Raw genomic sequence first — 21,881 nt, forward strand, 5'->3', positions numbered from 1 at the left:
CAGGCTCCACCAGCGACGGAGTCAGACCTGCTGCGGCTTCTTCTTGCGTCGCGCCCGCGGGCCGACGCCGCCGGCCCGGCCGGAGGAGTTGGCCTGGCGGTGGGCGCGCACGAACTTCCGGTACTCGGCGAGCACCTCTTCGGTACCGCCGTCCATGACGAGCTGGCCCTGGTGCACCCACAGCACGCGGGTGCACATCGCCTCGACGGTGCTGATCGAGTGGCTCACCAGGAAGATCGTGCCCGCGTTCTTGCGCACCTCGTCGATGCGGGCCTTGGAGCGCGCCTTGAACGCGGCGTCGCCGGTGGCGAGCGCCTCGTCGATCATGAGGATGTCGGGCGTCGCCGCCGACGAGATCGCGAAACGCAGGCGGGCCCCCATGCCGGAGGAGTACGTCTTCATCGGCATGTAGACGAAGTCGCCGATGTCGGCGAAGTCCACGACCTCGTCGAAGCGCTCCTCGACCTGCTTGGGCGTGAGCCCCAGCGCAAGGCCGCCGATCCAGATGTTCCGCTCGCCCGAGAGCTGCGGCATCAGGGCGGCGTTCACGCCCAGCAGCGCCGGCTCGCCGGCCACGTACACCCCACCGGAGTGCGGCGGGATGAGGCCGGTGACGGCGCGCAGCAGCGTGCTCTTGCCGGAGCCGTTGATGCCGACGATGCCGATGGACTCGCCGTGCCGGGCGACGAACGAGATGCCGCGCACGGCGTGCACCTCGCTCACGGCGCCCACGTGCTGCGACGTCGAGCTGACCAGGCGGCGCAGCAGCGAGCGCTTGGGCGCCTTGGCCTCGTGGACGTTGTCGGCACCCTTGGCGGCCACCTGCTTGGCCTTGCCGCCGAACACGCGGTAGACGATGTGCAGGTCGTCGACGACGAGCACCGGGTCGCCCGGCGTCGCGACGGGCCGCGGCCCCTCGAGGTCCTCGGGCTCGAAGTCCTCGTCGAGGTCGACGTCGAGATGAAGGTCGGACTCAGTCACGGCCGTACCGCTCCTCTCCACGCCAGAAGATGATGAACCCGACCACGAACGCCACGACCGCCCAGCCGGCCGCCCAGACCCACATCCACGGGTCCTGCGGGAATTCAGGCTCCTGGGTGAGGATCGAGCGCGCCACGTAGAGGAACACGCCGATCGGCTGGTACTCGAGGATCGGGCCGATGATGGCCTGCGCCTGCTCGGGCAGGTCCTTCACGTAGTGCATCACGGGAAAGATCACGCCCGACGCATACATCACCAGGCGCAGCACGAAGCCGATGATGTTGTCCAGGTCGGGTGTGATGGCCACCGCCCGGGCGACGATGAAGGCGATACCCGTGTTGAAGACCCACAGCAGCGCGATGATCGCCGGCAGCAGCAGCCAGCTCCAGGTGATGTGCACCATCGGGTAGGCCGGGAGCAGGCCGCTGAGCAGGACGATCGCGCACATGACAACCAGCGCGGGCAACAGGGTCGTGAGCAGGGAGACCACCTGCGCGATGGGCAGCACCGCGCGCGGGAAGTGCAGCGAGCGGATGAGGTTGGTCTTCTGCGCGATCGACCGCGACCCGGCGTGCACCGACTGCTCGAAGAACCGATACAGGAACGTCCCGATCGTGATGAACGCGATCGTGTTCTCCACCCCGCGGTTTGCCCCGAGCAGGATGCCGAAGATCAGCACGTAGACGGTCGCGTTGAGGATCGGGTTGAGGACGGCCCACAGCTGACCCAGGTAGTTGTTCTGGTTCTTGGAGTAGGCCGTCGCGGTGCCGAGCACGCGGATGAACGCCCAGCGGGAGGCGACGTCGCGGATATACCGGCCCAGCGGCGGGCGGACGCCCATCTGCTGGAGGCCGAACTGCTCCGCGAGGGCGCGGCGCTCCGACGAGCTGATGTCAGGGACGATCGGTGCCGGCGGGGCCAACGGGTCCCGCTCGGTGTCCGGCGACCCGCGGTCGCCGGGGGCGGCGCCCGTAGTGGTGTCGGTGCTCACGAATCCTGCATACCTGTCTTCCGAGGTACGGCCAGGCGGCTGTCCGGCCCTGTCGATCCTACAGCGGGCACCCGTCGCGGATTCCGCACGCGGGTGGCCGGGCGACCCGCAACGATACGCGATGCAGCGGCCCGTGCGTGACATACTCCCAGCGGCCGACGCCGCCGGTGCGCACTCTCTCCGGCCGCACCACCGAGGCACCGCGGGAAGGAACGGATGTCGCACGTCAGCAGCTCGAGGCTCGTCAGCCGAGGTAGGGCGCTCGCCGCGCAGGGCCTCCTCCGGGGCGGGGCGTGGGTCAAGAGGCAGCTCCGACGGGCGATCGACGTCGACCTCCCCCTCTTCGACCCCCCGGTCGATCAGCTCCCCGCGTACCCGGTCGTGGCCTACTTCGCGGACACCCCGGACCAGGCGTACCAGCTGCGGCAGTGGCTCCCCGTCCTCGAGCGCGTCGCCGAGCGGCAACCGGTCGCCGTCGTCACCCGTCACTGGGACCTCACCGAGCTGCTGCGGCGCAGCACGACCCTGCCCGTGCTCTACACCCGCCAGCTCGACGGCCTGCGCCGCCTGTACGAGCAGGTCGACGTCAAGACGGTCGTCTACGTCAACAACGGGTGGCGCAACTTCCAGTCGCTCATTTACCAGCGCGCGCTGCACGTGCACGTCAACCACGGCGAGTCCGACAAGATCTCGATGGTCTCCAACCAGGCCAAGGCCTACGACCACGTCGTCGTCGCCGGGCAGGCCGCCGTCGAACGGCACCGCCGCGCGCTGATCAACTTCGACCTCGACCGGCTGGTCGTGTGCGGGCGCCCGCAGCTCGACCTGGACGTGCCGCCCGCCCTGAAGCCCGTCGAGGGCCGCCGCACCGTGCTCTACGCACCCACCTGGTCCGGTGAGGACGCCGCCAACAACTACACGTCCCTGGACCTGTACGGCGTCGCGATCGTGCGGGCGCTGCTGGACCGCCCGGACGTCCGGCTCGTCTACAAGCCGCACCCCCGCGTGCTCACCGCGGTGGACCCGGCGATCGTCGCGGCGCACGCCGAGATCGTGCGTCTCGTCACCGCGGCCGCCGGAGCCGGCGAGCCGCACACGCTGCCGCTCGACGCCGACATCCTGGGCCTCTTCGAGGGCGCCGACCTCCTGGTGACCGACATCTCGTCGGTCGGCCTCGACTTCCTCTACCTGCGGCCGGACGCGCCCATCGTGCTCACCGACCGACGGACGGACCGCGCCCGGATCGTCGCCGAGGCGCCCGTCGCGAGCGCCGTCGACATCGTCGACGGCGACACCGTGGGCGACGTGGCCGGCCTCCTCGCCGCCAACCTCGCCGAGGACCCCCACCGCGACGCCCGTGCCGCCGCGCGCGACCACTACTTCGGCTTCGCGCGCGGCGAGAGCAGCCGGCGGTTCCTGGACTTCGTGGCCGACTGCGTCGCGCGGCGCGATGCCCTCGTCGACCCTGCTGATTGAGCCTGCCGAAGCCCGGCCTCGCTGGTTGAGCCTGTCGAAACCCGGCCTCGCTGGTTGAGCTTGTCGAAACCCGGTGACGTGGTCTCGACAAGCTCAACCAGCGACCCTGCTGGTTGAGCCTGTCGAAACCCAGCGACATGGCCCCGACGAGCCCCGTCGACAGCCGTCACTCACTCAGCTGCCGACGTGTCGCAGGCTGCCACCGCCGCGAGCCTGCCCACAGCGCGCGACGGTCCACAGGGCGGGGACCGGCGGGCCCCGACAGCACCCTTCCGCGGCACGCTGCCGCCATGGCTCACGTCTACATCCTCGAGTGCGCGGACGGCTCGTACTACGTCGGCAGCACGACGAGTCTCGACCTCCGCCTCGCCCAGCACCAGGCCGGCGACGGAGCCGCGTACACCCGTCGGCGGCGACCGGTACGGCTCGTCTACGCCGCCACTTTCGACAGGGTCGACGAGGCGTACGCCTTCGAGAAACAGGTTCAAGGGTGGTCGCGCGCGAAGCGACGCGCGCTCATTGACGGTCGCTTGGGCGACCTCGTCGAGCTCTCGCGCAGTCGCTCGCACAGGTCGGCGGACTGACGCGGGCTCGTCGGGGTTTCGACAAGCTCAACCAGCGAGACCGTCGGTCGAGCCTGTCGAGACCATCTCGCCGGGTTTCGACAAGCTCAACCAGCAGGTTCCTCGATCGAGCCCGTCGAGACCACCTCACCCGGTTTCGACAAGCTCAACCAGCGAGACCGTCGGTCGAGCCTGTCGAGACCACGTCACCGGGTTTCGACAGGCTCAACCAGCGAGGCCGGGTCTCGACAGGCTCAACCAGCGAGACCGGGTTCAGAGCTCCTGGTTCGCCCTCTCCAGGTCCTCGGCGAAGTCGACCTCGACGGCGTACAGGTCGGAGATGTCGACCGGCGTCACCTTGACGCCGTCGTTCGCGATCGCGAGCTCGATGCCGCCCTCGAAGTACTCCTGGTCGTCCACCTGGTCGAGGCGCCGGAGCAGCTTCTCCTTGTCCTGGGCCGCGACGTAGTTGATGCCCACGGCCTCGCCGAGCGCGCCGGCACCGACCTTCTTCGACAGCTCCTTGATGTAGCCGTCGTCGTCGACCGTGTACTTGACCTCCTCGTCGCCCACGGACGACGTGTTGACGCACACGAACGACTTGCCCTCGTCGATGAGCGGCTGCACGCGGCGCAGCACGTCCGGGTGGAAGACGACGTCGCCGTTCATCCAGAGCACGCCGCGGTCCCCGGTGACGCGCAGGGCGCGCATGAGGCTCTTCGACGTGTTGGTCTGGTCGTAGACCTCGTTGTAGGTGAAGGCCACGTTCGGGGCGGCCTCGAGGATCATCTCGAGCTTGAACCCGACGACGATCAGCACCTCCGCCTCGCGGCCGTAGACCGACCGCAGGTTGCCGAGCTGCTGGGCGAGGATCGTGCGACCGTCGCGCAGCTCCGTCAGCGGCTTGGGGTGCGGCCGACCCAGGCGGGTCCCCATGCCCGCCGCCAGGATCACTGTCTGGATGCTCATCGCGTTCCTCTCTCGTTACCTGTCGGTGCGGCGCTCGGCGCGCCGTAAGCCTCGATCCGCGCGACCTCGCGGTCGCGGATCTCCATCAGTCGCTCGCACGCCGCGACGAACCGCCGCGTGGCCGCCCCGGGGGCGGTGTCGCCGAGGTAGTGCTCGCGCAGCGTGAGTCGCTGCTCCCGCGTCGGGTCCTCGGTCAGCTCGCGGTCCACCGTGGCCAGCACCTCGCCCAGGGCGGACGCCGGCAGCGCCGGCGCGAGCTCGAGCAGCGGGCTGGACGCGATGACGGCGTCGCCCACCGGCCGGGTCACGACGATCGGCTCACCGGTGGCGAGCCAGTCCATCGCGACCCCGGAGACGTCGCAGACCAGCAGGTCGGCCGCGGCGAACGCCGACGCCACGTCCCCGTGCGTGTCGGTGCCGTGGCCCGGACCCTCGGCCGGGGCCGGCGCGGAGGCGAGGTAGTCGCGGATCGCCGCGTCTGCGTCGCCGTACGCGGCCACGCGCACGCCCGTGAGCGGGTGCGGACGGTAGAGCACGCGGTAGCGGCCGGCCCCGACGAGCGCGCGCACGATCGCGAGCCCGTGCGTGGCCACGGACCCGTACTCCGCGGACGGTTGCCCGCCCTCCCACGTCGGCGCGTACAGGACGGTGGGCAGCGGCCCGCGCGGCGTCTGGGCGCGCAGGCGCAGCTGGTCGTCGAGCTGCGGGCGGCCGACGGGCACGCAGCGGGCGTGCGCGTCGTACAGGGTGCTGAACCGGGCCATCCGCTCGACGGCGGCCTGGCCGGCCACGAAGGAGAAGTCGTACGCCTTGGTCTGGTTGGAGACCGTCACGAGCTTGTCGCTGTCGCCGTGCATGAGGGAGGCGTGCACGAGCTGCCCGAAGCGCAGGCAGGTGAAGTTCTCGGGGTTGTGGTTGACGTACAGCGCGAGCTTCGTCGACGACCGGCCGAGGACGTCGTCGAGCGTCGTGTAGTGCGCCACCGTGCGCACGTCCAGGCCGCTGTCGCGGCGGATCGCGCGGGCCGTGCGGGAGTCCTGGGTGACGACGACCACGGGGTGCTCGACGTGCAGGGCACGGAGCGTCTCGTACCACTGCTCGATCTGGTACAGCGCCTCGGGGGTGTCCGCGAAGTAGACGAGCACCTCGTACGGCCACGACGTGCCGAGCAGCTCCTGGTCCTCGCCCAGACCGTCCGGCATCCCGCCGGGCAGCATGCCCAGGCGGCGGATCGCCTTGCCCCCCAGCGATCGGATCCGGCGCCGTAGCGTGGCGCCCCGGGGTGTGGCAGGCAAGAGGGTCTCCTGAAGCGTCGTCGGTCAGCGGGGGGCGCGTCGCAGCATACCGGCCAGACGCCGGATGGCCCCCTGCCGGAAGCCGGGCGCCGCGGGCAGCCAGGTGGTGGAGCGGACGCCGGACGCGGCCCGCGTCGCGGGCTGGGGGCGCCGCTGCGTCACGTCCGTGAGGACGTCCGCCCAGCGTGCGACGACGGCGTGGTCCGCGTAGCCCTGGGCGGTGACGACGGCGGCGTCACGCATGCGGCGCACCGCGTCGTCGTCGAGCGTGACGAACCGCTCGATCGCCGCCGCGAGGGCGTCGACGTCGCCGTCGGGCACGAGGAAGCCGTCCACCCCGTCGGTGATGATGTCCCCGGGCCCGTAGCGGATGTCGTACGCGATGGGCACGCAGCCGCGGGACATCGCCTCCGCGAAGACCAGCGGCAGCCCCTCGGACCGGCTGGTGAGCAGCAGGAACGACGCGTCGTCGAGGCGGTCGGCGGCGCCGCGCACGAAGCCGTGCACGGTGACCCCGGGCACCTTCGCCGCGCGCGCCTCGACCCGCGCGCGCTCCGGGCCGTCGCCGTACACGTCGAGGGTGAGGTCCAGCCCGGTCCGGCGCCGCGCGCGGTCCAGCCCGACGATCGCCTGCCCCACCCGCTTGCGCCCGTGCAGGGACGCCAGCACCGCGCCGCGGTAGCGGTCCTCGTGAGCGGGCACCGGCCCGTCCGGCAGGTCGGTGCTGTTGGGCACCACGTACGTATGCATCCGCGCGCCCACCCGGTCCACGACGTCGCGACGCTGGCCGTCGGTGAGGAAGACCACGGCGTCGTAGTCGTCGAGGTGCTCGACGAGCGGCGTCCGGGCCACCGTGAGCGGCCCGTGCGCGTCGGTCGCCGACGCCGACAGGTGCGCGCCGTGCACCAGGTGCGCGGTGTACAGGTCCTTGCGCCTCAGCGAGGCGAAGAACCTCACCAGCGTCTTGCTGTCGACGACGACGTAGCCCGGCCGCTCCGGCAGCACGGTGTCGAGCCAGTAGCGGTAGAGGGACCACGCGGTGCTCCAGCGGCGGCCCGGCCGGCCGTCGCGGGAGTACAGGGTGATGCGGCGTGCCTCCGCGCGCTCGTCCACCGCGGCGAGCGTGCCGTCGGCGCGGAAGTGCAGCTGCCGCAGCACCTCCCCGTCCGGACCGGACACGGTGCGCACCAGCTCCCCCGGCTCTGCGCGGGGCCGCCCGGTCGGGCGGCTGCCCGGCGGCGGGGCCACGATGTCGTCCGGCAGCTCGCGCAGGTCGTGCCAGACGTTGTGCAGCGTCATCCCGGGCACCAGCTCGCCCCGCGCCTCCAGCGTCTGCCGGGTCGCCTCGAGGTCGAGCTCCGGAGCGAACGTCAGGATCCGCACCGGCACGCCGGCCTCGCGGACGAAGGCGCGCGAGCGCCGCAGCAACGCCGACGTCATGCCGCCGTAGTCGGCGGGGATCGTCCAGGTCGCCGCGGCGTGGCTCCCGGGCGGGAGCTCGGTCGTCGGGTGTCCGTGACTGTGGGGCACCGGCCCATCGTAGGGGCTCGGAGGCGCCCGCCGGCCGTCCCACGGGGTGGAACCTGCGCCGGTCGGGACGGCGGTAATCCGACCGCCCGGATGTAGTATCGCCCGACTCGTCGGCCCCCGACCCGGGAGACCTCATGCCCCGCCGCCCGCTGCACCCCGCCACCTGGCTCCGGGGCGCCCGCCGCGCACTCCGCTCCGCCCTCGGCCCCAGGGGCTCCTCGCCCCAGGACGCCCTCGCGCAGAGCCACCCGACGGTGCACGAGGTGCGTGCGCTCCTGGGGGCGAAGGACCTCCGGGCGGCGCAGTCGCTCGTGGACGAGGCGCTGGCGCAGCCGTCACCCGGGGCCGACGTCCTGGTCGCGGCCGGGCTGGTCGCCCACCGCCGGCACCTGCACGACCGCGCCCTGTCGTTCTTCGACCGTGCCGGCGACGACGCCCTCGCGGTCAGCCCCGGCTCCTTCGTCGAGTCCCTCTTCCGCGTGGACCCGCAGCGGGGGCTCGCGCTCACCCGCACCTGGCTGGACGGCGCCACCACGCTCGACGCGCGGACCTGGCACACCGTGCTCCGCTACGCCTTCGCCCACGGGGACACCGCGCTGCGGCACGCCGTGCACGACCGGTTCGTGGCGGCCTACCGCGGGGCCGCGCGGCAGTGGCCGGGCGGCGCCGCGGAGGTCGCGTGGCTCGAGCGGTGGAGGCGTGCGGAGCGGCACACCACCGCGCCCGCCCCGGGCACGCGGGTGCCGTTCGCGGTCATGGACTACGTGCAGCCGGGCCGGGGGAAGTCGTCGCAGAACATCGGCGACCACGTCCAGACCCTGTCGTCCCTCGGCCACGTCGTGCGGCGGCAGAACCTGCGCTTCCACGGCCAGCCCGAGCTGACCGACCTCGTCCGCGAGCTGCAGGGACGGGTGCGCCCGGAGCTGCGCCTCGACGGCGACGCCACGGACGTCGAGCTGTACCGCGTGGACCGCGACGGTTCGTCGTTCCAGGCGTTCCCCGAGGGCACCTGGCTGCTGGAGTTCGGCTGGCACTCCCACGACCTCGCCGACACCGGCGTGTGGGACTTCCCGATGCACGAGAACCTGCGGCCGGTCTTCGTCTCGTTCCACTGCAACAAGCGCGGCCTGCTCACCCCGGAGGCGCTCGACTACCTGCGGGCGCACGGCCCGATCGGCTGCCGCGACTGGACCACCGTCGACCTGCTCCTCTCGCTCGACGTGCCCGCCTTCTTCTCCGGCTGCCTCACCACCACCGTGAGCACGGTCTTCCCCGAGCTCGAGGAGCGGCCGGAGCCCGCCACCGTCTACGTCGACGCCGTGCGCGAGCCCGTGCCCGACGGGCACGAGAACATCAAGCAGAGCTACCGCGGCGTCAAGGACCGCACGTTCGTGGAGAACATGCGCGAGGCCGTGCGGCTGCTCGAGTGGTACCGGACGAACTTCACGCACGTCGTGACCAAGCGCCTGCACTGCTACCTGCCCACGACGTCGCTCGGGCTGGACGTCGACTTCCAGCCCGCGAGCTTCGCCGACGTGCGCTTCAGCGGTCTGCACCCGCTCGATCACGACGGCTTCGAGGCCATCCGCACGGGCATGATCGCCCGGCTCGAGCCCGTGCTGAGCGCGATCTTCGCCGGCCAGGACGCCGACGCCGTGTACGCCCTGTGGCGGGAGACCGTCGCGCCCGAGGTCGAGGCGGCGCGGGCGCGGCACACCGCCGCGACCCCGCTGCCAGACCTCCCGGTGGATCCCGCCGTCCTCGCCGCGGCGGCCGCGGTGGACGCGCCGGCCATCGACGGGGCGGTCGACGTCGTGCTCCTGCCCCGGCCCGGCGAGCTGCCCCACGTGGGCGCGGCGGTGCAGGCGCTGGACGTCGCCGCCGGCGCCCCGCTGCGGGTCTGGCTCGTGGGCCCGAAGGTCAGCAGCGTGAGCCTCCCCGAGCTCTCCGAAGGCACCACCGTGCACCGGGTGCCGACCACCGGGCTCGACCTGAAGGCCCTGGGCGTGACCGCGGGCCAGCGGGCGTACCACGCGCTGCTGCCGCACCTGCTGCCCGGCGTCGGCCGCGCCGTCGTGCTCCCCGTCGACGCCGTCGTGCTGGGCGACCTCGCCGAGCTCGCCGCCGTCGACCTCGGGGACACGGCCGTCGCCGCCCGGCACACGTCGCACGCCGACCCGAGCGGCTTCGGCCTGCTGTACCGGGCGGCCCGCCGCCTCGACGACGCCTCCGCCACGGCGTACGACTTCTACCGCCGCATCCACGCGCGCCACGTGTTCGACTTCAACGCGTTCGACACGGACGTGCTGGTGCTCGACCTCGCGCGCCTGCGGGCGGACGGCTTCGCGGCGGAGTGCCTCACCGCCATGCGGGAGTTCCGCATCGACGCCCGCGAGGCCCTGCACCTGTACGCCGGCCCCCACCGCACCGAGCTCGACGAGGCGTGGGACCACGTGCCCACGCGCGACCTCCCGACGGCGGAGGCGAAGCTCGCGCACTGGGCGGACTCGGTCAAGCCGTGGGACGACGCGTACGTCGCCCGCCAGGAGCTGTGGCTCGAGCGCGCCGAGACCCCCGCGGTCGCCCTCACGCACTGATCCCGGCCGTCGGTCGAGCCGCCCGTGTCCTCGGTGACGGCCCGGGCCTGGCGGGTCCGTTGCGTCAGGCGCGCACGAGGTGCAGGCGGGAGTGCATCTCGCGCACGAGCCCGTGCTGCGCCGGGTCCGCGGCGAGGAACTCGTCGACCGCCGTGCGGCACCCCGACCAGGCCAGGTAGTCGTCGACGACGACCCGGCCGCCGGGGACGAGGCGCGGCACCACCCGCTCCAGGCAGGTGCGCGTCGAGGCGTACCAGTCGCCGTCCAGGTGCGCCACGGCCACGGGCTCGTCGCCCGTGAGCGTGTCCTCGAACAGCCCCCGCACGAGCTCGACGTCGGAGGTCTCGACCGGGAGCCCGTGCCGGGCGAAGGACTCGCGCACCTCGGCGTAGAGGTCGTCGCGGTAGCCGTAGTAGGTCTCGCCGCCGCCGCCCTTCGCCCGCCCCTCGACGATCGTCGCGTACCGGGCGTGCACGTCCTCGCCGTCGTCCGCCGTGGGCGGCGGGATGAGGCCGAACACGTCGTGGACGGCGAGGCGCCGGCCCGGCGCCTTCGCGGCCGCGATCACGATGGCGGACCCGCCGCGGGCCGTGCCGCACTCGAGCAGCACGCCCGGCAGCGCCCGCGCCTCGGCGTCGAGCACGGCGTGCGCCAGGTCGTGCAGCGGCCGAATCCCGAGGAGGGTCAGGTGCTCCTCCCGCACCGCGCGGACGGCCGCCGCCACCGGGTCGGGCAGGTCGTCGAGGTGGTCCGCCTCGAGCTCGCGCACGCTCTTCCGCAGCCGGCGCACGTCGGTGCGGCGGGCCTCGAGCTCCCGCCGGGTGCGGCGCAGCTCCGCGCGCAGCTCGGCGGCCCCCTCCCCCTCGCCAGCCGACGCCGAGGTCGTCGCCCGTGCACCTCCCCGCAGGGCGGCCACGAGCCTTTCCCGCGCACTCCGTTCGGGCATGTGCCCATCGAAACCCACCGGGGGCCGGATGGCCAGGGGCCGGACGGGGGCGCGGTCGACGGCACCCAACGTTCATCCGCCGGCCACGCCGAGGTCCCCTGCGCGTCGTCCTCCGCGGTGAGACTGGCGGCGTGACAGCGCTCGTCGAGTCCCCGCTCCAGCTGCTGTGCGCCGTCGAGGCGCACGCCGCCGGGCACGCCGGCGCCAGCACGCACGTGCTGGCCCGTGCCGACGTCCCGGCGCTCACCGCCGGCATCGACGCCGTCCGCGCCCTCGGCCTGCCCCCCGGGCTGGACGTGGACGCCGCGCCGGCCCCCCGACGCCTGCCCGACGGCACCGTGGTCGTGGGCGACCCGTTCTCGGGCGCCTTCCAGGCCGCGCTGGTGCGCGCGCCGCGCCCGCCGGAGCGCCTCGTCGTCGTCGACGACGGCCTGGCCACCCTCGACCTCGCGCGCCGGGTGCTGACCGGCTCCCCGCTGGTCCGGCTCACCGCTCCCCCCGACCCGCTGCGCTACGGCCTCGGCGCGCTGGCCGCGCGCCGGCTGCGCCGGCTGGTCGCCGCGGGCCGCCTCACCCTCAGCACGACGATCCCGCTGGACGACGACGTGCTCGCCGGGCTGCGCGCGCTCGGCGTGCGCGCGCGCCCGCAGGACTTCGCCTGGCTGCGCTCCCGCCCGCAGCGCAACGCGCCCGACGAGTCGACCGTCGTCGTCGGCTCCGCCCTCGTGGCCGACGGGCTGGTGCAGGCCGACCGCTACGCCGCCTGGGTGCGCGGGATCGCCGCCGACGGCCCCGTGCGCTACATCCCGCACCGCCGTCACGACCCGCTGGTCTCCGCGCTGCTGGAGCGGCTGCCCGGCGTCACCGTGGACGAGCCGGGCGCGCCCGTCGAGATCCGTCTGCGGGGGCTGCGGCCCGGTCAGCGGGCGGTGATGCTGCCGTCGACGTCGGCCGTCACGCTGTCGCGCCTGCTCGTGCCCCGCGGGGTGGTCGTCGCGCCGCACGACGTGCCCGACGCCTGGTGGACCGGCCGCGCGACGCCCGAGCTGCGCCGGCACCTGGGGCGCACGCACGAGCTCGCCACCCGCGCGGCCGCCGAGAGCGCCGCCGCGCCGAGCGCCCCGGTCACGCCGCTGCTGGGGCGACCGTCGGCCGCGGTCTCGCCCGCATGAGGGCACGCTCCGCCACGACCGCCCCGCGAGTGCTCGCCGTCGCCGACTCCGACTCGTACCTCAAGTGGGCGGTGTGGACGTTGGCTGGCCTGCGACGCGACGACGGGCACGTGGAGGCCTCGGCCGCGCTCGTCCGGTCCCCGATCGCACCGACGCCCGAGCAGGTGGCGGCCGCCGTCCGAGGCTCGGGCATCCCCGGGCCGGCGGTGCTGTCCCCGCGGGGCCTGCGCAGGCTCGTGCGGACCAAGCGCCCCGACGTCGTCCTCGTCGCCGCCACCGGCCCCGTCGCGGAGCTGGTGGCCCGCGAGGTCCTGCGAGCGACGCGCCCCGGGCGCCGTCCCGCCCTCGTGACCGGGCTCCCCGGCATGGCGCTGCCCGCCACGCCGCAGGGGGCGGGGTGGCGGCGCTGGTGCGACGCGTTCCTCGTGCACGCCCGCGTCGAGACGGCCCCCTACGTCGAGGCGTTCGCGCGCCAGGGCGCCCGGCCGGACCTCGTGCTCACCCGTCTGCCGTTCCTCGACGGCCCCGCCGGCGACGCCCCCGCGGGCGTGCGACGCGTGGTGCTCGCCGCGCAGGCGAAGGTGCCGGCCTCCCGCGTCGACCGGGTGGCGCTGCTCGACGGCCTCGCCGGGCTCGCCGCCGACGGCCTCGACGTCGTCGTGAAGCTGCGGGCCCGCGCCGGCGAGCGCCAGACCCACAACGAGCAGCACCCGCTCGACGCCCTCTGGGCGGCGGAGCACGCCCGCCTCGGGCGGCCCGCCGACGCCGTCGGGTTCGTCACCGGCCCGATGGCCGACCAGCTCACCCCGGGGGCGGCCCTGCTCACGGTCAGCTCGACGGCGGGACTCGAGTCCCTCGCGCGCGGCCTGCCCACGGTGTTCCTCGCCGACTTCGGCGTCGGCCCGGCGCTCCTCAACGAGCCCTTCGCCGCGTCGGGGTGCCTGCGCCGCCTGGACGAGGTCGCCGCGACGCTCCGCGCCGGCGGGCCCGCGCCCGACCCGGCGTGGCTCGACGAGCACTACCTGCACACCGCACCGTCCGGCCTCCCCGCGGCGGTGCACGACCTCGCCCGCCGCTCCCGCACCGGCGACCTGCCGCCGTTGTCCGTCACCCCGTGGTCGTGGCGCCGGCACTGGTGGAGCGCCGCCCGGTCCGCCCTACCCGTCGGCCTGTCGTCCCGTCTCGTGCGCGCCTGACCCCGCCTGCGGCGCCCGGTACCTCCGCGCACCCCGCACGGACCGGTACACGCGCGACGAGCTCTTCCGGTCGTGCGCGGGGAACACCCGCCGGGCGCGCTCCCGGTACTCGTCGTCCATGCGGAACCCTCCCGCGCGGCTCTCCGCGACAGCGGCCGCCAGGGCGTCCTCGTCGGCGTGCACCGGCCCCGGGAGCTCGGCGTCGAGGTCCAGGTGGCTCGGCGCGGATCCGAAGTAGGCGGCGCGGTCGAACTGGAAGTAGAAGACCGGGCGCTCGAGCAGCGCGAAGTCGAACCCCACCGAGGAGTAGTCGGTGACGAGCGCTGCATGGTCGCGCAGCAGATCCTGGACGGCCCGCTCCCCCTGCTCGTAGACGGTCGCTCCCGCGGTGTCGAGACCGTCGGCGAACTTGCGCATGTTGGGGTGCAGGATGAACGAGACCCGCTCGCCGTCCTCGACGAGCTCGCGGACCGCCGGATGGTGCAGGAACGCCTGCCACCGCGCGCGGAAGTCGCTCGCCTCGAACTGCTGCCTCGTGCCGATCCGGCTGCGCCAGGTGGGGATCACCAGGATCCCCCGCGGGGGATCGGTCACGGGCGCGAGCAGCCGGTCGAAGCGTGGGAGCCCTGTCACCGGCACCTGCTCGGGGTCGAAGCCCAGGTCGCCGACGACGATGTCGCGCTCACGGGGCGAGCTCACGTGGAAGACGTCGGGCGGCTGCATCCGCTGACCGTCCCGGCCGTACGTGGAGACCATGTTCTTGGTCCCGAGGACGCCGTGCTGCAGCATGACCCGCACTGCGGGCGCGGCACGCAGCATCCGCGGGTCCGCGGTGGGCAGGAGGTACTCCGCGTGGTGCGTCCCCACCACCCGCGCCGCGCAGGCCGACAGCACCATGTGCTTCACCGAGCCCCGCTCCACCACGCGGCCGAGGGCGGCGACCCGCTCGCGGTCCGGGGAGTCGCGGTCGATGACGTAGAAGGCGAGCCGGAGCGGGTGCCGCTCTCGGACCCAGCGGAAGAAGTGGTAGCCGTTGTCCTGCGCCTTGTACGGCACCTCGCCGATCAGCCAGATGCCGAGGGTCCTGCGGGCGACCGCCGTCCACCAGGGCCGGCGCATGACCCGCTCCATGGCGGCGTGCGCGGCGGGGGTGAAGCGATCCGCGTTGAGGTAGAGGTTCCCGCCCAGGAACGTGAAGCGCGGGACGAGGTGGACGACCGTCCCCCCGACGTGGACGGGCGCCGGCGCGAGCGTGCCGCTCGTGGCGTGCCGCTCGTGCAGCTTCATCGTCTGCACGTTCCCCGCCGTGTCCGTCAGGACGAGCCGCGGGTCGAGGAGCACGTCGTGCGGCTCTGCCCGCGCGAGGAGCTCGCGGAGGTCCACGGAGCCCGCCACACGGTGCACGGCGGCACCGAACGCGCGCTCGGAGGCCTCCGGGTCCGGCTCGGTCGCGAGCACCACGGACGTCGCCGTCTCGCTCTGCCGCGCCTGGACCCGCAGCTCGACGGACGCGAGCTGCCGGTCGAAGGCGGTGACCCTGCCCGCGAACGAGAGCGTGCCGCCGTCGTGATCGAGCGAGGTCCCCTCGACCCCGAACCCCCGGGGCCCCACGGCCTCGCCGGTCAGCAGCACGAGGTTGCCGTGCACGTTGACGCGGAGCCGCACCGGGGTACCGTCCACGACGACCTGTGCGCTCGGGTCCTCCCGGACGGTACAGGGGAAGCTCCCGAGCCGCCGGGGCCGGGGCGCGGCGCCGGCCCGCGGCCCCGGCTCGAGCCGGTACCAGAGGTCGACGACGGCGTCGGCCGGATAGCGGGCGACGACCCCCGAGAGGTCGATCTCCGCGACGTCGCCGTCAGCGGTCGCGCGGCAGGGCGTCCAGTGGTCGACCGCGCTGCCCCGACGAGCGGTGCCGACGGCCACGACCGGCGAGGCCCCACCGCGGTCGACGGTCAGCCGCAGCACCTCAGGATGCAGGCCGACCGCCAACGTGCTCCGTACCCGTTCGCGCTCCGTCCGTACTTCCGCCACCGCTCCCCCAGGTCGTCTCCGTGAGAGCGAGACTGTACCGGAACGAGAGCAGGCGACGACGCGGTCAGGCGCGGTGGTCGGCGACGGCCCGCTCGGTGAGGCCGCGCACGAAGCCGGCCCCCCAGGCCACGTGCATGATGGCGACCACGAGGGGCAGCAGCAGCGCCTCGCGCAGCCCCAGCCGGGGACGCCGCCCGGCGGCGTGCGCGCCGGCGGCCAGGAGTCCGGCCGCGTAGGCCGCCGGGACCACGGCCCCGACCGCGACGACCCCGGGCAGCGCGGCGAGCGCTCCCCCGGCGACGACGACGGCCGAGGCCGCCAGGCCGAGCACCAGGACGGGCGGGGCGAGGTAGCGCACGCTCGCCGTCGACCGGTCGCGGCGGATCACCTCGCGGCGCCACATGCCGGTGCGCCAGAACTGCTTGGCCACCGCCCGCAGCGTGCGCCGCGGGCGGTAGGTGACCTGCAGGGCGGGGTCGAACCAGAGCAGCCCGCCGGCGCGGCGCAGGCGCAGGCACAGCTCCCAGTCCTCGGCCCGCACCAGCGACGGGTCGTACCCGCCGACCGCCGCGACGGCCGAGCGCCGGAACGCCCCGAGGTACACGGTCTCGGACGGGCCCGCGTCGCCGCCCACGTGGAACGACGCCGCGCCGATGCCCGCCGGGTGGCTCATCGCCCGCGCCACCGCCCGCTGCACGGTGGACGTGCCGACCGGGTGCATCAGCCCGCCGACCCCCGCGGCGCCCGTGCGCTCGAGCGTCGCGACGGCCCGCGTCACGTAGTCCGGCGGCAGCACCGTGTGCCCGTCGACGCGGAGCAGCACCGCGTCGCCCTCGTCCGGCACCTGGGTCGCGTGCCCGATCGCGAGGTTCAACCCGATCGATCGCGAGCCCGTCGGGTTGTCCACCACGACGACCCGCGGGTCGGAGGCCGCGAGCCGCGCCGCGACCTCGGCCGTCGCGTCGTGGGACGGGCCGACGGCGAGCACCAGGCGCAGGGGCCCGGCGTACTCCTGGCCGAGGACGGACGCGACCGCCTCGGCCAGGTACGCCTCCTCGTCGCGCACGCACGCGACGACGGCGACACCGGGCGGCGCGTCGACCTCGACCACCATGTCCCGGCCGTCGGTCGAGCCTGTCGAGACCTGGTCCCGAGCGGCTCGACCGACGGTCGCCGGATGCGCGTCCGACATCGGAACCGCCCGTCAGGCGTCGACGCGGCGCAGGCGCGACATCGGCGACAGCTCGCCGGGCATGACGCGCTTCTCGCCGTCGCCCAGCGCGTCCTGCAGGATGCGGATGTCGCGCACCAGGTTCGCCAGGCCCTTGGGCTCCAGCGACGCGGCGTGGTCCGAGCCCCACATCGCGCGGTCGAGGGTGATGTGCCGCTCCACGGCGACCGCGCCGAGCGCGACCGCGGCGAGGGAGATCTGCAGGCCCGTCTCGTGGCCGGAGTAGCCGACCGGTACGCCGTAGCGCTCCTGGAGCGTCGCGATCGTGCGCAGGTTCGCCTCCTCGGGGGGCAGCGGGTAGGTCGACGTCGCGTGCAGGATCACGAGCCCGTCCGTGCCGAGGATCTCCACCGCGGCGTCGATCTGCTCGAGGGTCGACATGCCCGTCGACAGGATGAGCGGCTTGCCCGTCTCGGCCAGCGCGCGGAGCAGGTCGTGGTCCGTGACGGAGGCCGAGGCGATCTTGTGCGTCGGGACGCCGAACTCCTCGAGGAACGCCACCGACGGCACGTCCCACGGGGACGCGAACCACTGGATGCCGTTCGCCTTCGCGTACTGGTCGATCTCCGTGTACTGCTCGTGCTCGAACTCGACGCGGTACTTGTACTCGAGGTAGGTCATCTCGCCCCAGGGCGTCTGGCGGATCTTGTCCCGCTGGTCCTTGGGGGTGCTGATCTCCGGCGTGCGCTTCTGGAACTTCACGGCCTGGCAGCCGGCGGCCACCGCGACGTCGATCAGCTGCTTGGCGATCTCGACGTCGCCGTTGTGGTTGATGCCGATCTCGCCGATCACGTACACCGGCTGACCGGTGCCGACCTCGTGGTCGCCGACGCGGACGACGGGCGCCTCGGGGATGGGGTTGGTCGTGCTGGCGGTGGTGGTCACGGGGGTGTCCTTCCGTTCGTGGTGCTGCGGGGTGTGACGCACGGCGGCGTCCGGGCGGGCTGCGAGGATCCGCTCGCAGACCTCGCGGACGGCGCCGTGGCCGCCCGGTCGGTCGAGGACGACGCGCGCGGTGGCGGCGACCTCGGGGTGGGCGTCGGCCACGGCCACGGGCCAGCCGACGAGGTCGAGGGCGGGCAGGTCGTTCACGTCGTTGCCGACGTACGCGACCCGCCCCGGGTCCAGACGGTTGACGGCGCACCAGTCGCGCAGCGCGGCCGCCTTGTCGTCGACGCCGTGCAGCACGTCGACGCCGAGCTTGCGGGCGCGGGCGGCCACCACCGGGTTGGTCTCGGTGGACAGGATCAGCAGCGGGATGCCGGTGCGGCGCAGCCGGGCGACGCCCAGCCCGTCGCCCCGGTGCACGCGCACGCTCTCCGTGCCGTCCTGCGCCACGTACGCCGCGTCGTCGGTGTGCACGCCGTCGAAGTCGGTCACGAGGGCGTCGACGTCGATCGGCCCCCCGTCGGTCGAGCTCGTCGAGGTTTCGACAGGCTCGACCGGCGCGGCGGTCTCATCGGGCTGCTCGAGCAGGGTGCGCGCGAGCCACAGGTCGCGGGGCTCGTCGATCTCCATCGACCACTCCGGGGCCACGGGCTGCAGCCCCACCGACCCGAAGAAGCGGCTGCCCGCCTCCCGCAGGCCGGCGGTGCGCATCGCGTAGAACGCGCCGGTCTCGCGGAAGTGCGGGGCGCGGTCCTGCCGGCGCGGGCGGTGGTCGGTGCCGTGGCCCACGGGCGTGGGCACGTCGCCGTCGAGCCGCCACTGGAAGTCGTGCGTCGGCGACACGGCCACGACGACGTCGTGCTCCCCGTCCGCGACCTGGCGCACGGCGGCGTCGAGGTCGGCCGGGTCGACGAACGGCGACGTGGCCTGGAGCAGCACGGTCACGGCCGGGTCGGCCGCGCCGTCAGCCGTGGCGTCGCCGCGCACGGCGTCGAGCGCATGCAGGACGGCGGACTCGGAGCTCGCGGTGGCGCCGGCGATGTCGGCCGGGCGGCGGATCACGCGCGCCCCGTGCGCCGTCGCCTCGCGGGCGATCTCGTCGTGGTCGGTGGAGACCACGACGGCGGTCACCGAGGGCGCCGCCAGCGCCGAGCGCACGGCCCGGGCGACGAGCGTCGTGCCGCCCACGCGTTGCAGGTTCTTCAGCGGGATGCCGGCCGAGCCGCCGCGGGCGGGGATCACGACGAGCGCACCACGGTCGGGGTCGAACCCCGGGTGGATGTCGTTCATGGCGCCGACACTAAGAGCGCGACAAGACGCGATCGGCCTTTTCCGGGGAACTGTCGCCGAACATCAGGATGCCGTCAGGTGAACACTTTCCGACGCCCTTCGAGAATGGTCGGTCCCGCATTCCTGGTGCCCTTTCATGGGAGAAGTCACCGGGAGAGTTCCCCTGTCCGAGGAGGTCCCATGGACGCCCTGACCACCCGCACGCACCCCCGCGCCGGCGCGACGCCGGGGGCGCGCGCGACCGCCGCCGCCGCCGGCGGCCTGCCCGTGCTGCGACTCGACAACCCTGTCCGCGCGTACGACTGGGGGTCACCCACCCGCATCCCCGACCTGCTCGGGCGGGAGGCCGACGGCACGCCCGCGGCGGAGCTGTGGCTCGGCGCGCACCCAGGGGCGCCGTCGCGGGTGGGCACGACCGGCCGCACCCTCGACGACCTGGTCGGCGCCGAGCCGCACGACGCCCTCGGCCGCCGCGTCGCGGACCGCTTCGGGCCGCGCCTGCCGTTCCTCCTCAAGGTGCTCGCCGCCGACCGGGCCCTGTCCCTGCAGGTGCACCCGCGCCCGCACCTCGCGCGCGCCGGCTACCACCGGGAGACCCGCGCCGGACTGCCCGCCGGGCACCCGCACCGGTCGTTCCACGACGACCAGCACAAGCCCGAGATGATCGTCGCGCTCAGCCCGTTCGAGGCGCTCGCCGGGTTCCGCAGCCCGCGCTCCGTGCTCGCGCTGCTGGACGGGCTCGACGGCGCCCTCGTCGACGCGGTCCGCGCCGCGCTCGCCGAGCGGCCGTCCACCGCGGGCGTCCGCGCCGCCACGGAGGCGCTCGTCGCCGCGCGCCGCTCGCCGTCGTGCGCGGGCGACGTGGCCGCCGCCGTGGCCGCCGTCGCGCGCCGGCACCGCGCCGGGGGCGGAGCGGGCCCGACCGCGCGCGCCGACGCGACGGTGCTCACGCTGGCCGACGAGCACCCCGGCGACCCCGGGGCCCTCGTCTCCCTGCTGCTCAACCGCGTCACGCTGGAGCCCGGCGAGGCGATGTACGTGCCCGCCGGCGAGGTGCACGCCTACCTCAGCGGCTTCGGGGTGGAGGTCATGGCCGCGTCGGACAACGTGCTGCGTGCCGGGCTCACCACCAAGCACGTCGACGCCCCCGCGCTGCTGGAGTGCGCGTCGTTCGCCCCCCGCCCGCCCGCCCGGCCCGCCACGCTGGTGTCCGGCGGGGAGAGCGTCGTGGTCACCTACCGCGCGCCGGTCGAGGAGTTCGCGCTGACCTTCGCCGACGTCGTTCCCGGCGAGCCCGTGGCGCTCGCCGTCGACGGGCCCCGCGTCGTCCTCGCCCTCGACGGTGACGCACGCCTGCTCACCGCCTCCGGGCAGCTCGAGCTGCGGCGCGGCGAGTCGTGCTTCGTGCCCGACTCCGCCGGGCCGCTCACCGTCGACGGCGCCGCCCACGTCGTCTGCGCCTGGGTTCCCTGACCCGGCCCCCCGCCTCGACCATGCACCTGCGCGCGTTCTGAGCGCTGAGAACGAGCGCAGGTGCATGGTCGGCGGCTTGTCCACAGGGGCGGCCCGGTCGACCTCGGGTCTTGCTGAGATGGCGGCGTGCGCATCCCGGCCGAGCTCCCTGCCCCCCTGCTCTCGCTCGCCCCGGCCCAGGAGGGCCTGCTGAGCACCCCGCAGTGCGCACGGCACGGAGTGGACCGGTCGCGCCGTGCGCGGTGGCTGCGTGCCGGACGGTGGCGGGTCGTGGCCCGGGGAGTCGTGGACACCGTCCCCGTCCCGCCCGAAGCCAGGTCGGTCGACCACGTGCCCCGGCACGCTCTGCCGCCGCTCGTCGTCACCGACCTCGACGCCGCGCAGCGTCGGTCCAGCCGGGCGACGGCGGCGGTGCTCCGTGAGCGTTCGGGCAGCGACCTCCTCTTCGATCATCTCCGTCGGCGGTCCGCCTGGGCCGGGCTCCTGGCGTACGGGCCCGAGGCGATCGCTGTCGGTGCCTGCGCCCTGGCGCTCCACGGAGTCGAGGGTCTCCCGTCCCGGATCTCACCGGAGGTCGCCCTGCCGCGCGGGTCGAACCGCCCGGATCGCGCAGGCATCCGGCTGCGGCAGTTCGAGAGCGGCATGACGACGGTGGCCTTCGGAGACCCGCGCACGGGCACCCGTCGGATCGCCTCCCCCGAGTGGGCGCTCGCTCAGGCGGTCCCGGAGCTCTCCCTCGAGAACGGGCTCGCGGTGCTGGACTCGAGCCTGCGTCTGGAGGTCGTGCGCCCTGCGGGGGCCGCCCGGGCCCACGACCTCGCCCGCGGTCGGCGTGGGATCGCGCTCCGGCACGAGCTCTGGGAGTGGGCCGATCCCGACGCCGAGTCCTGGCTCGAGTCGGTCGGGCGCTGGCAGTGCATCGAGGAGGGCGTGCCGCCCGACGCGCTCCAGCGTCCCGTCAGGGACGGGACCGGCCGGCTGCTCGGTCGCGGCGACATGGCCTGGGATCTGGCGGACGGCCGCGTGCTCGTCGTCGAGATGGACGGTCACGCGTGGCACGACGGCGAGGAGCGGTTCGACCGACGTGACCGCGATCGCGACAACGCCTTCGCGGCCGCTGCCGGGGTCGACGTGCTGCGCTTCGACGTGCGACACGTCCGTGAGCGCCTCGTCGGCCGCCAGGTGCGAGGATTCCTCGCCCGGGCGGCGCCGAACATGCAGTTTCGCTCGCTCTGAGCGCTCAGAGCGAGCG

General features: G+C 74.2%; 16 protein-coding genes and 1 pseudogene. 7 read left to right on the forward strand and 10 right to left on the reverse strand.

Annotated features, from left to right (window positions below; all coding sequences use genetic code 11):
* Nucleotides 1-21: 21 nt before the first annotated feature.
* Both ACQFYA_RS15720 and ACQFYA_RS15725 read right to left on the reverse strand, forming a co-directional pair.
* The gene (locus ACQFYA_RS15720) at nucleotides 22-981 is read right to left on the reverse strand and encodes an ABC transporter ATP-binding protein (RefSeq protein ID WP_499125699.1); all 960 of its coding nucleotides are present in this window, start codon (nucleotides 979-981) and stop codon (nucleotides 22-24) included.
* On the reverse strand, nucleotides 974-1,972 hold the full coding sequence (locus tag ACQFYA_RS15725) for an ABC transporter permease (protein WP_499125700.1): 999 nt from the start codon (nucleotides 1,970-1,972) through the stop codon (nucleotides 974-976). The genes ACQFYA_RS15720 and ACQFYA_RS15725 overlap by 8 nt, the downstream gene beginning before the upstream one ends.
* Before the next feature lie 216 nt (nucleotides 1,973-2,188).
* On the opposite strand from ACQFYA_RS15725, the gene ACQFYA_RS15730 reads away from it, so the two are divergent.
* Together ACQFYA_RS15730 and ACQFYA_RS15735 are read left to right on the forward strand one after the other, a co-directional pair.
* The gene (locus ACQFYA_RS15730) at nucleotides 2,189-3,448 is read left to right on the forward strand and encodes a CDP-glycerol glycerophosphotransferase family protein (RefSeq protein ID WP_499125702.1); all 1,260 of its coding nucleotides are present in this window, start codon (nucleotides 2,189-2,191) and stop codon (nucleotides 3,446-3,448) included.
* Nucleotides 3,449-3,738: 290 nt separating this feature from the next.
* Nucleotides 3,739-4,032: a GIY-YIG nuclease family protein gene (locus ACQFYA_RS15735; protein WP_499125704.1), complete on the forward strand. Its 294-nt coding sequence runs from the start codon at nucleotides 3,739-3,741 to the stop codon at nucleotides 4,030-4,032.
* A 252-nt stretch (nucleotides 4,033-4,284) separates the two neighbouring features.
* Here ACQFYA_RS15735 and ACQFYA_RS15740 read toward each other — a convergent pair whose 3' ends face one another.
* The 3 genes from ACQFYA_RS15740 to ACQFYA_RS15750 are packed head-to-tail and all read right to left on the reverse strand — an operon-like array spanning nucleotide 4,285 to nucleotide 7,805.
* The gene (locus ACQFYA_RS15740; RefSeq protein WP_499125705.1) at nucleotides 4,285-4,980 is read right to left on the reverse strand and encodes a phosphocholine cytidylyltransferase family protein; all 696 of its coding nucleotides are present in this window, start codon (nucleotides 4,978-4,980) and stop codon (nucleotides 4,285-4,287) included.
* Entirely contained in the window at nucleotides 4,977-6,275 is a 1,299-nt protein-coding gene (locus tag ACQFYA_RS15745; RefSeq protein WP_499125707.1) for a CDP-glycerol glycerophosphotransferase family protein, read from the reverse strand. Before ACQFYA_RS15745 ends, ACQFYA_RS15740 begins: the two co-directional genes overlap by 4 nt.
* Before the next feature lie 24 nt (nucleotides 6,276-6,299).
* Nucleotides 6,300-7,805 (reverse strand): glycosyltransferase, encoded by a 1,506-nt coding sequence (locus ACQFYA_RS15750; RefSeq protein ID WP_499125708.1) that lies wholly within the window; start codon nucleotides 7,803-7,805, stop codon nucleotides 6,300-6,302.
* A 134-nt stretch (nucleotides 7,806-7,939) separates the two neighbouring features.
* Here ACQFYA_RS15750 and ACQFYA_RS15755 point away from each other — a divergent pair, with 134 nt between their 5' ends.
* On the forward strand, nucleotides 7,940-10,402 hold the full coding sequence (locus ACQFYA_RS15755; protein WP_499125710.1) for a hypothetical protein: 2,463 nt from the start codon (nucleotides 7,940-7,942) through the stop codon (nucleotides 10,400-10,402).
* Between the two features lie 64 nt (nucleotides 10,403-10,466).
* Here the strand turns inward: ACQFYA_RS15755 and ACQFYA_RS15760 are convergent, their stop codons facing one another.
* On the reverse strand, nucleotides 10,467-11,348 hold the full coding sequence (locus ACQFYA_RS15760; protein ID WP_499125712.1) for a TylF/MycF/NovP-related O-methyltransferase: 882 nt from the start codon (nucleotides 11,346-11,348) through the stop codon (nucleotides 10,467-10,469).
* A gap of 131 nt (nucleotides 11,349-11,479) precedes the next feature.
* Between ACQFYA_RS15760 and ACQFYA_RS15765 the strand changes: the two genes are divergently transcribed.
* Both ACQFYA_RS15765 and ACQFYA_RS15770 read left to right on the forward strand, forming a co-directional pair.
* Nucleotides 11,480-12,520, forward strand: a complete 1,041-nt coding sequence (locus tag ACQFYA_RS15765) for a hypothetical protein (protein ID WP_499125713.1) — start codon at nucleotides 11,480-11,482, stop codon at nucleotides 12,518-12,520.
* Nucleotides 12,517-13,716, forward strand: coding sequence for a DUF6716 putative glycosyltransferase (locus ACQFYA_RS15770; protein WP_499125715.1), 1,200 nt, complete (start codon nucleotides 12,517-12,519; stop codon nucleotides 13,714-13,716). The genes ACQFYA_RS15765 and ACQFYA_RS15770 overlap by 4 nt, the downstream gene beginning before the upstream one ends.
* On the opposite strand, the gene ACQFYA_RS15775 is transcribed toward ACQFYA_RS15770, so the two are convergent.
* From ACQFYA_RS15775 to ACQFYA_RS15790, 4 genes and pseudogenes are all read right to left on the reverse strand, one after another.
* Nucleotides 13,678-15,681 (reverse strand): CDP-glycerol glycerophosphotransferase family protein, encoded by a 2,004-nt coding sequence (locus tag ACQFYA_RS15775; protein WP_499125717.1) that lies wholly within the window; start codon nucleotides 15,679-15,681, stop codon nucleotides 13,678-13,680. The two genes, ACQFYA_RS15770 and ACQFYA_RS15775, sit on opposite strands and share 39 nt — an antisense overlap.
* 130 nt (nucleotides 15,682-15,811) lie before the next feature.
* The gene (locus ACQFYA_RS15780) at nucleotides 15,812-16,861 is read right to left on the reverse strand and encodes a glycosyltransferase family 2 protein (protein WP_499125718.1); all 1,050 of its coding nucleotides are present in this window, start codon (nucleotides 16,859-16,861) and stop codon (nucleotides 15,812-15,814) included.
* Nucleotides 16,862-16,951: 90 nt separating this feature from the next.
* Nucleotides 16,952-17,833: an N-acetylneuraminate synthase family protein gene (locus tag ACQFYA_RS15785; protein ID WP_499127566.1), complete on the reverse strand. Its 882-nt coding sequence runs from the start codon at nucleotides 17,831-17,833 to the stop codon at nucleotides 16,952-16,954.
* A 198-nt stretch (nucleotides 17,834-18,031) separates the two neighbouring features.
* Nucleotides 18,032-19,156, reverse strand: a pseudogene (locus ACQFYA_RS15790) (cytidylyltransferase domain-containing protein); the annotation flags it as partial.
* A gap of 180 nt (nucleotides 19,157-19,336) precedes the next feature.
* Here ACQFYA_RS15790 and manA point away from each other — a divergent pair.
* Nucleotides 19,337-20,629, forward strand: a complete 1,293-nt coding sequence (gene manA, locus ACQFYA_RS15795; protein ID WP_499125719.1) for a mannose-6-phosphate isomerase, class I — start codon at nucleotides 19,337-19,339, stop codon at nucleotides 20,627-20,629.
* 126 nt (nucleotides 20,630-20,755) lie between these two features.
* A complete protein-coding gene (locus tag ACQFYA_RS15800) occupies nucleotides 20,756-21,865 on the forward strand; it encodes a hypothetical protein (RefSeq protein WP_499125721.1) in 1,110 nt (369 codons plus the stop codon).
* Nucleotides 21,866-21,881: the final 16 nt, after the last annotated feature.

Origin of the sequence: Promicromonospora sp. Marseille-Q5078, assembly GCF_050315395.1 — a bacterium.
Lineage (GTDB): Bacteria > Actinomycetota > Actinomycetes > Actinomycetales > Cellulomonadaceae > Isoptericola.

Excerpts from the sequence above, each read along its gene's own strand:
- ACQFYA_RS15735 (WP_499125704.1), top strand. The coding sequence starts at position 3,739 with ATGGCTCACGTCTACATCCTCGAGTGCGCGGACGGCTCGTACTACGTC.
- manA (WP_499125719.1), top strand. The coding sequence starts at position 19,337 with ATGGACGCCCTGACCACCCGCACGCACCCCCGCGCCGGCGCGACGCCG.
- ACQFYA_RS15730 (WP_499125702.1), top strand. The coding sequence starts at position 2,189 with ATGTCGCACGTCAGCAGCTCGAGGCTCGTCAGCCGAGGTAGGGCGCTC.
- ACQFYA_RS15755 (WP_499125710.1), top strand. The coding sequence starts at position 7,940 with ATGCCCCGCCGCCCGCTGCACCCCGCCACCTGGCTCCGGGGCGCCCGC.
- ACQFYA_RS15760 (WP_499125712.1), bottom strand. The coding sequence starts at position 11,348 with ATGCCCGAACGGAGTGCGCGGGAAAGGCTCGTGGCCGCCCTGCGGGGA.
- ACQFYA_RS15740 (WP_499125705.1), bottom strand. The coding sequence starts at position 4,980 with ATGAGCATCCAGACAGTGATCCTGGCGGCGGGCATGGGGACCCGCCTG.
- ACQFYA_RS15770 (WP_499125715.1), top strand. The coding sequence starts at position 12,517 with ATGAGGGCACGCTCCGCCACGACCGCCCCGCGAGTGCTCGCCGTCGCC.
- ACQFYA_RS15780 (WP_499125718.1), bottom strand. The coding sequence starts at position 16,861 with ATGGTGGTCGAGGTCGACGCGCCGCCCGGTGTCGCCGTCGTCGCGTGC.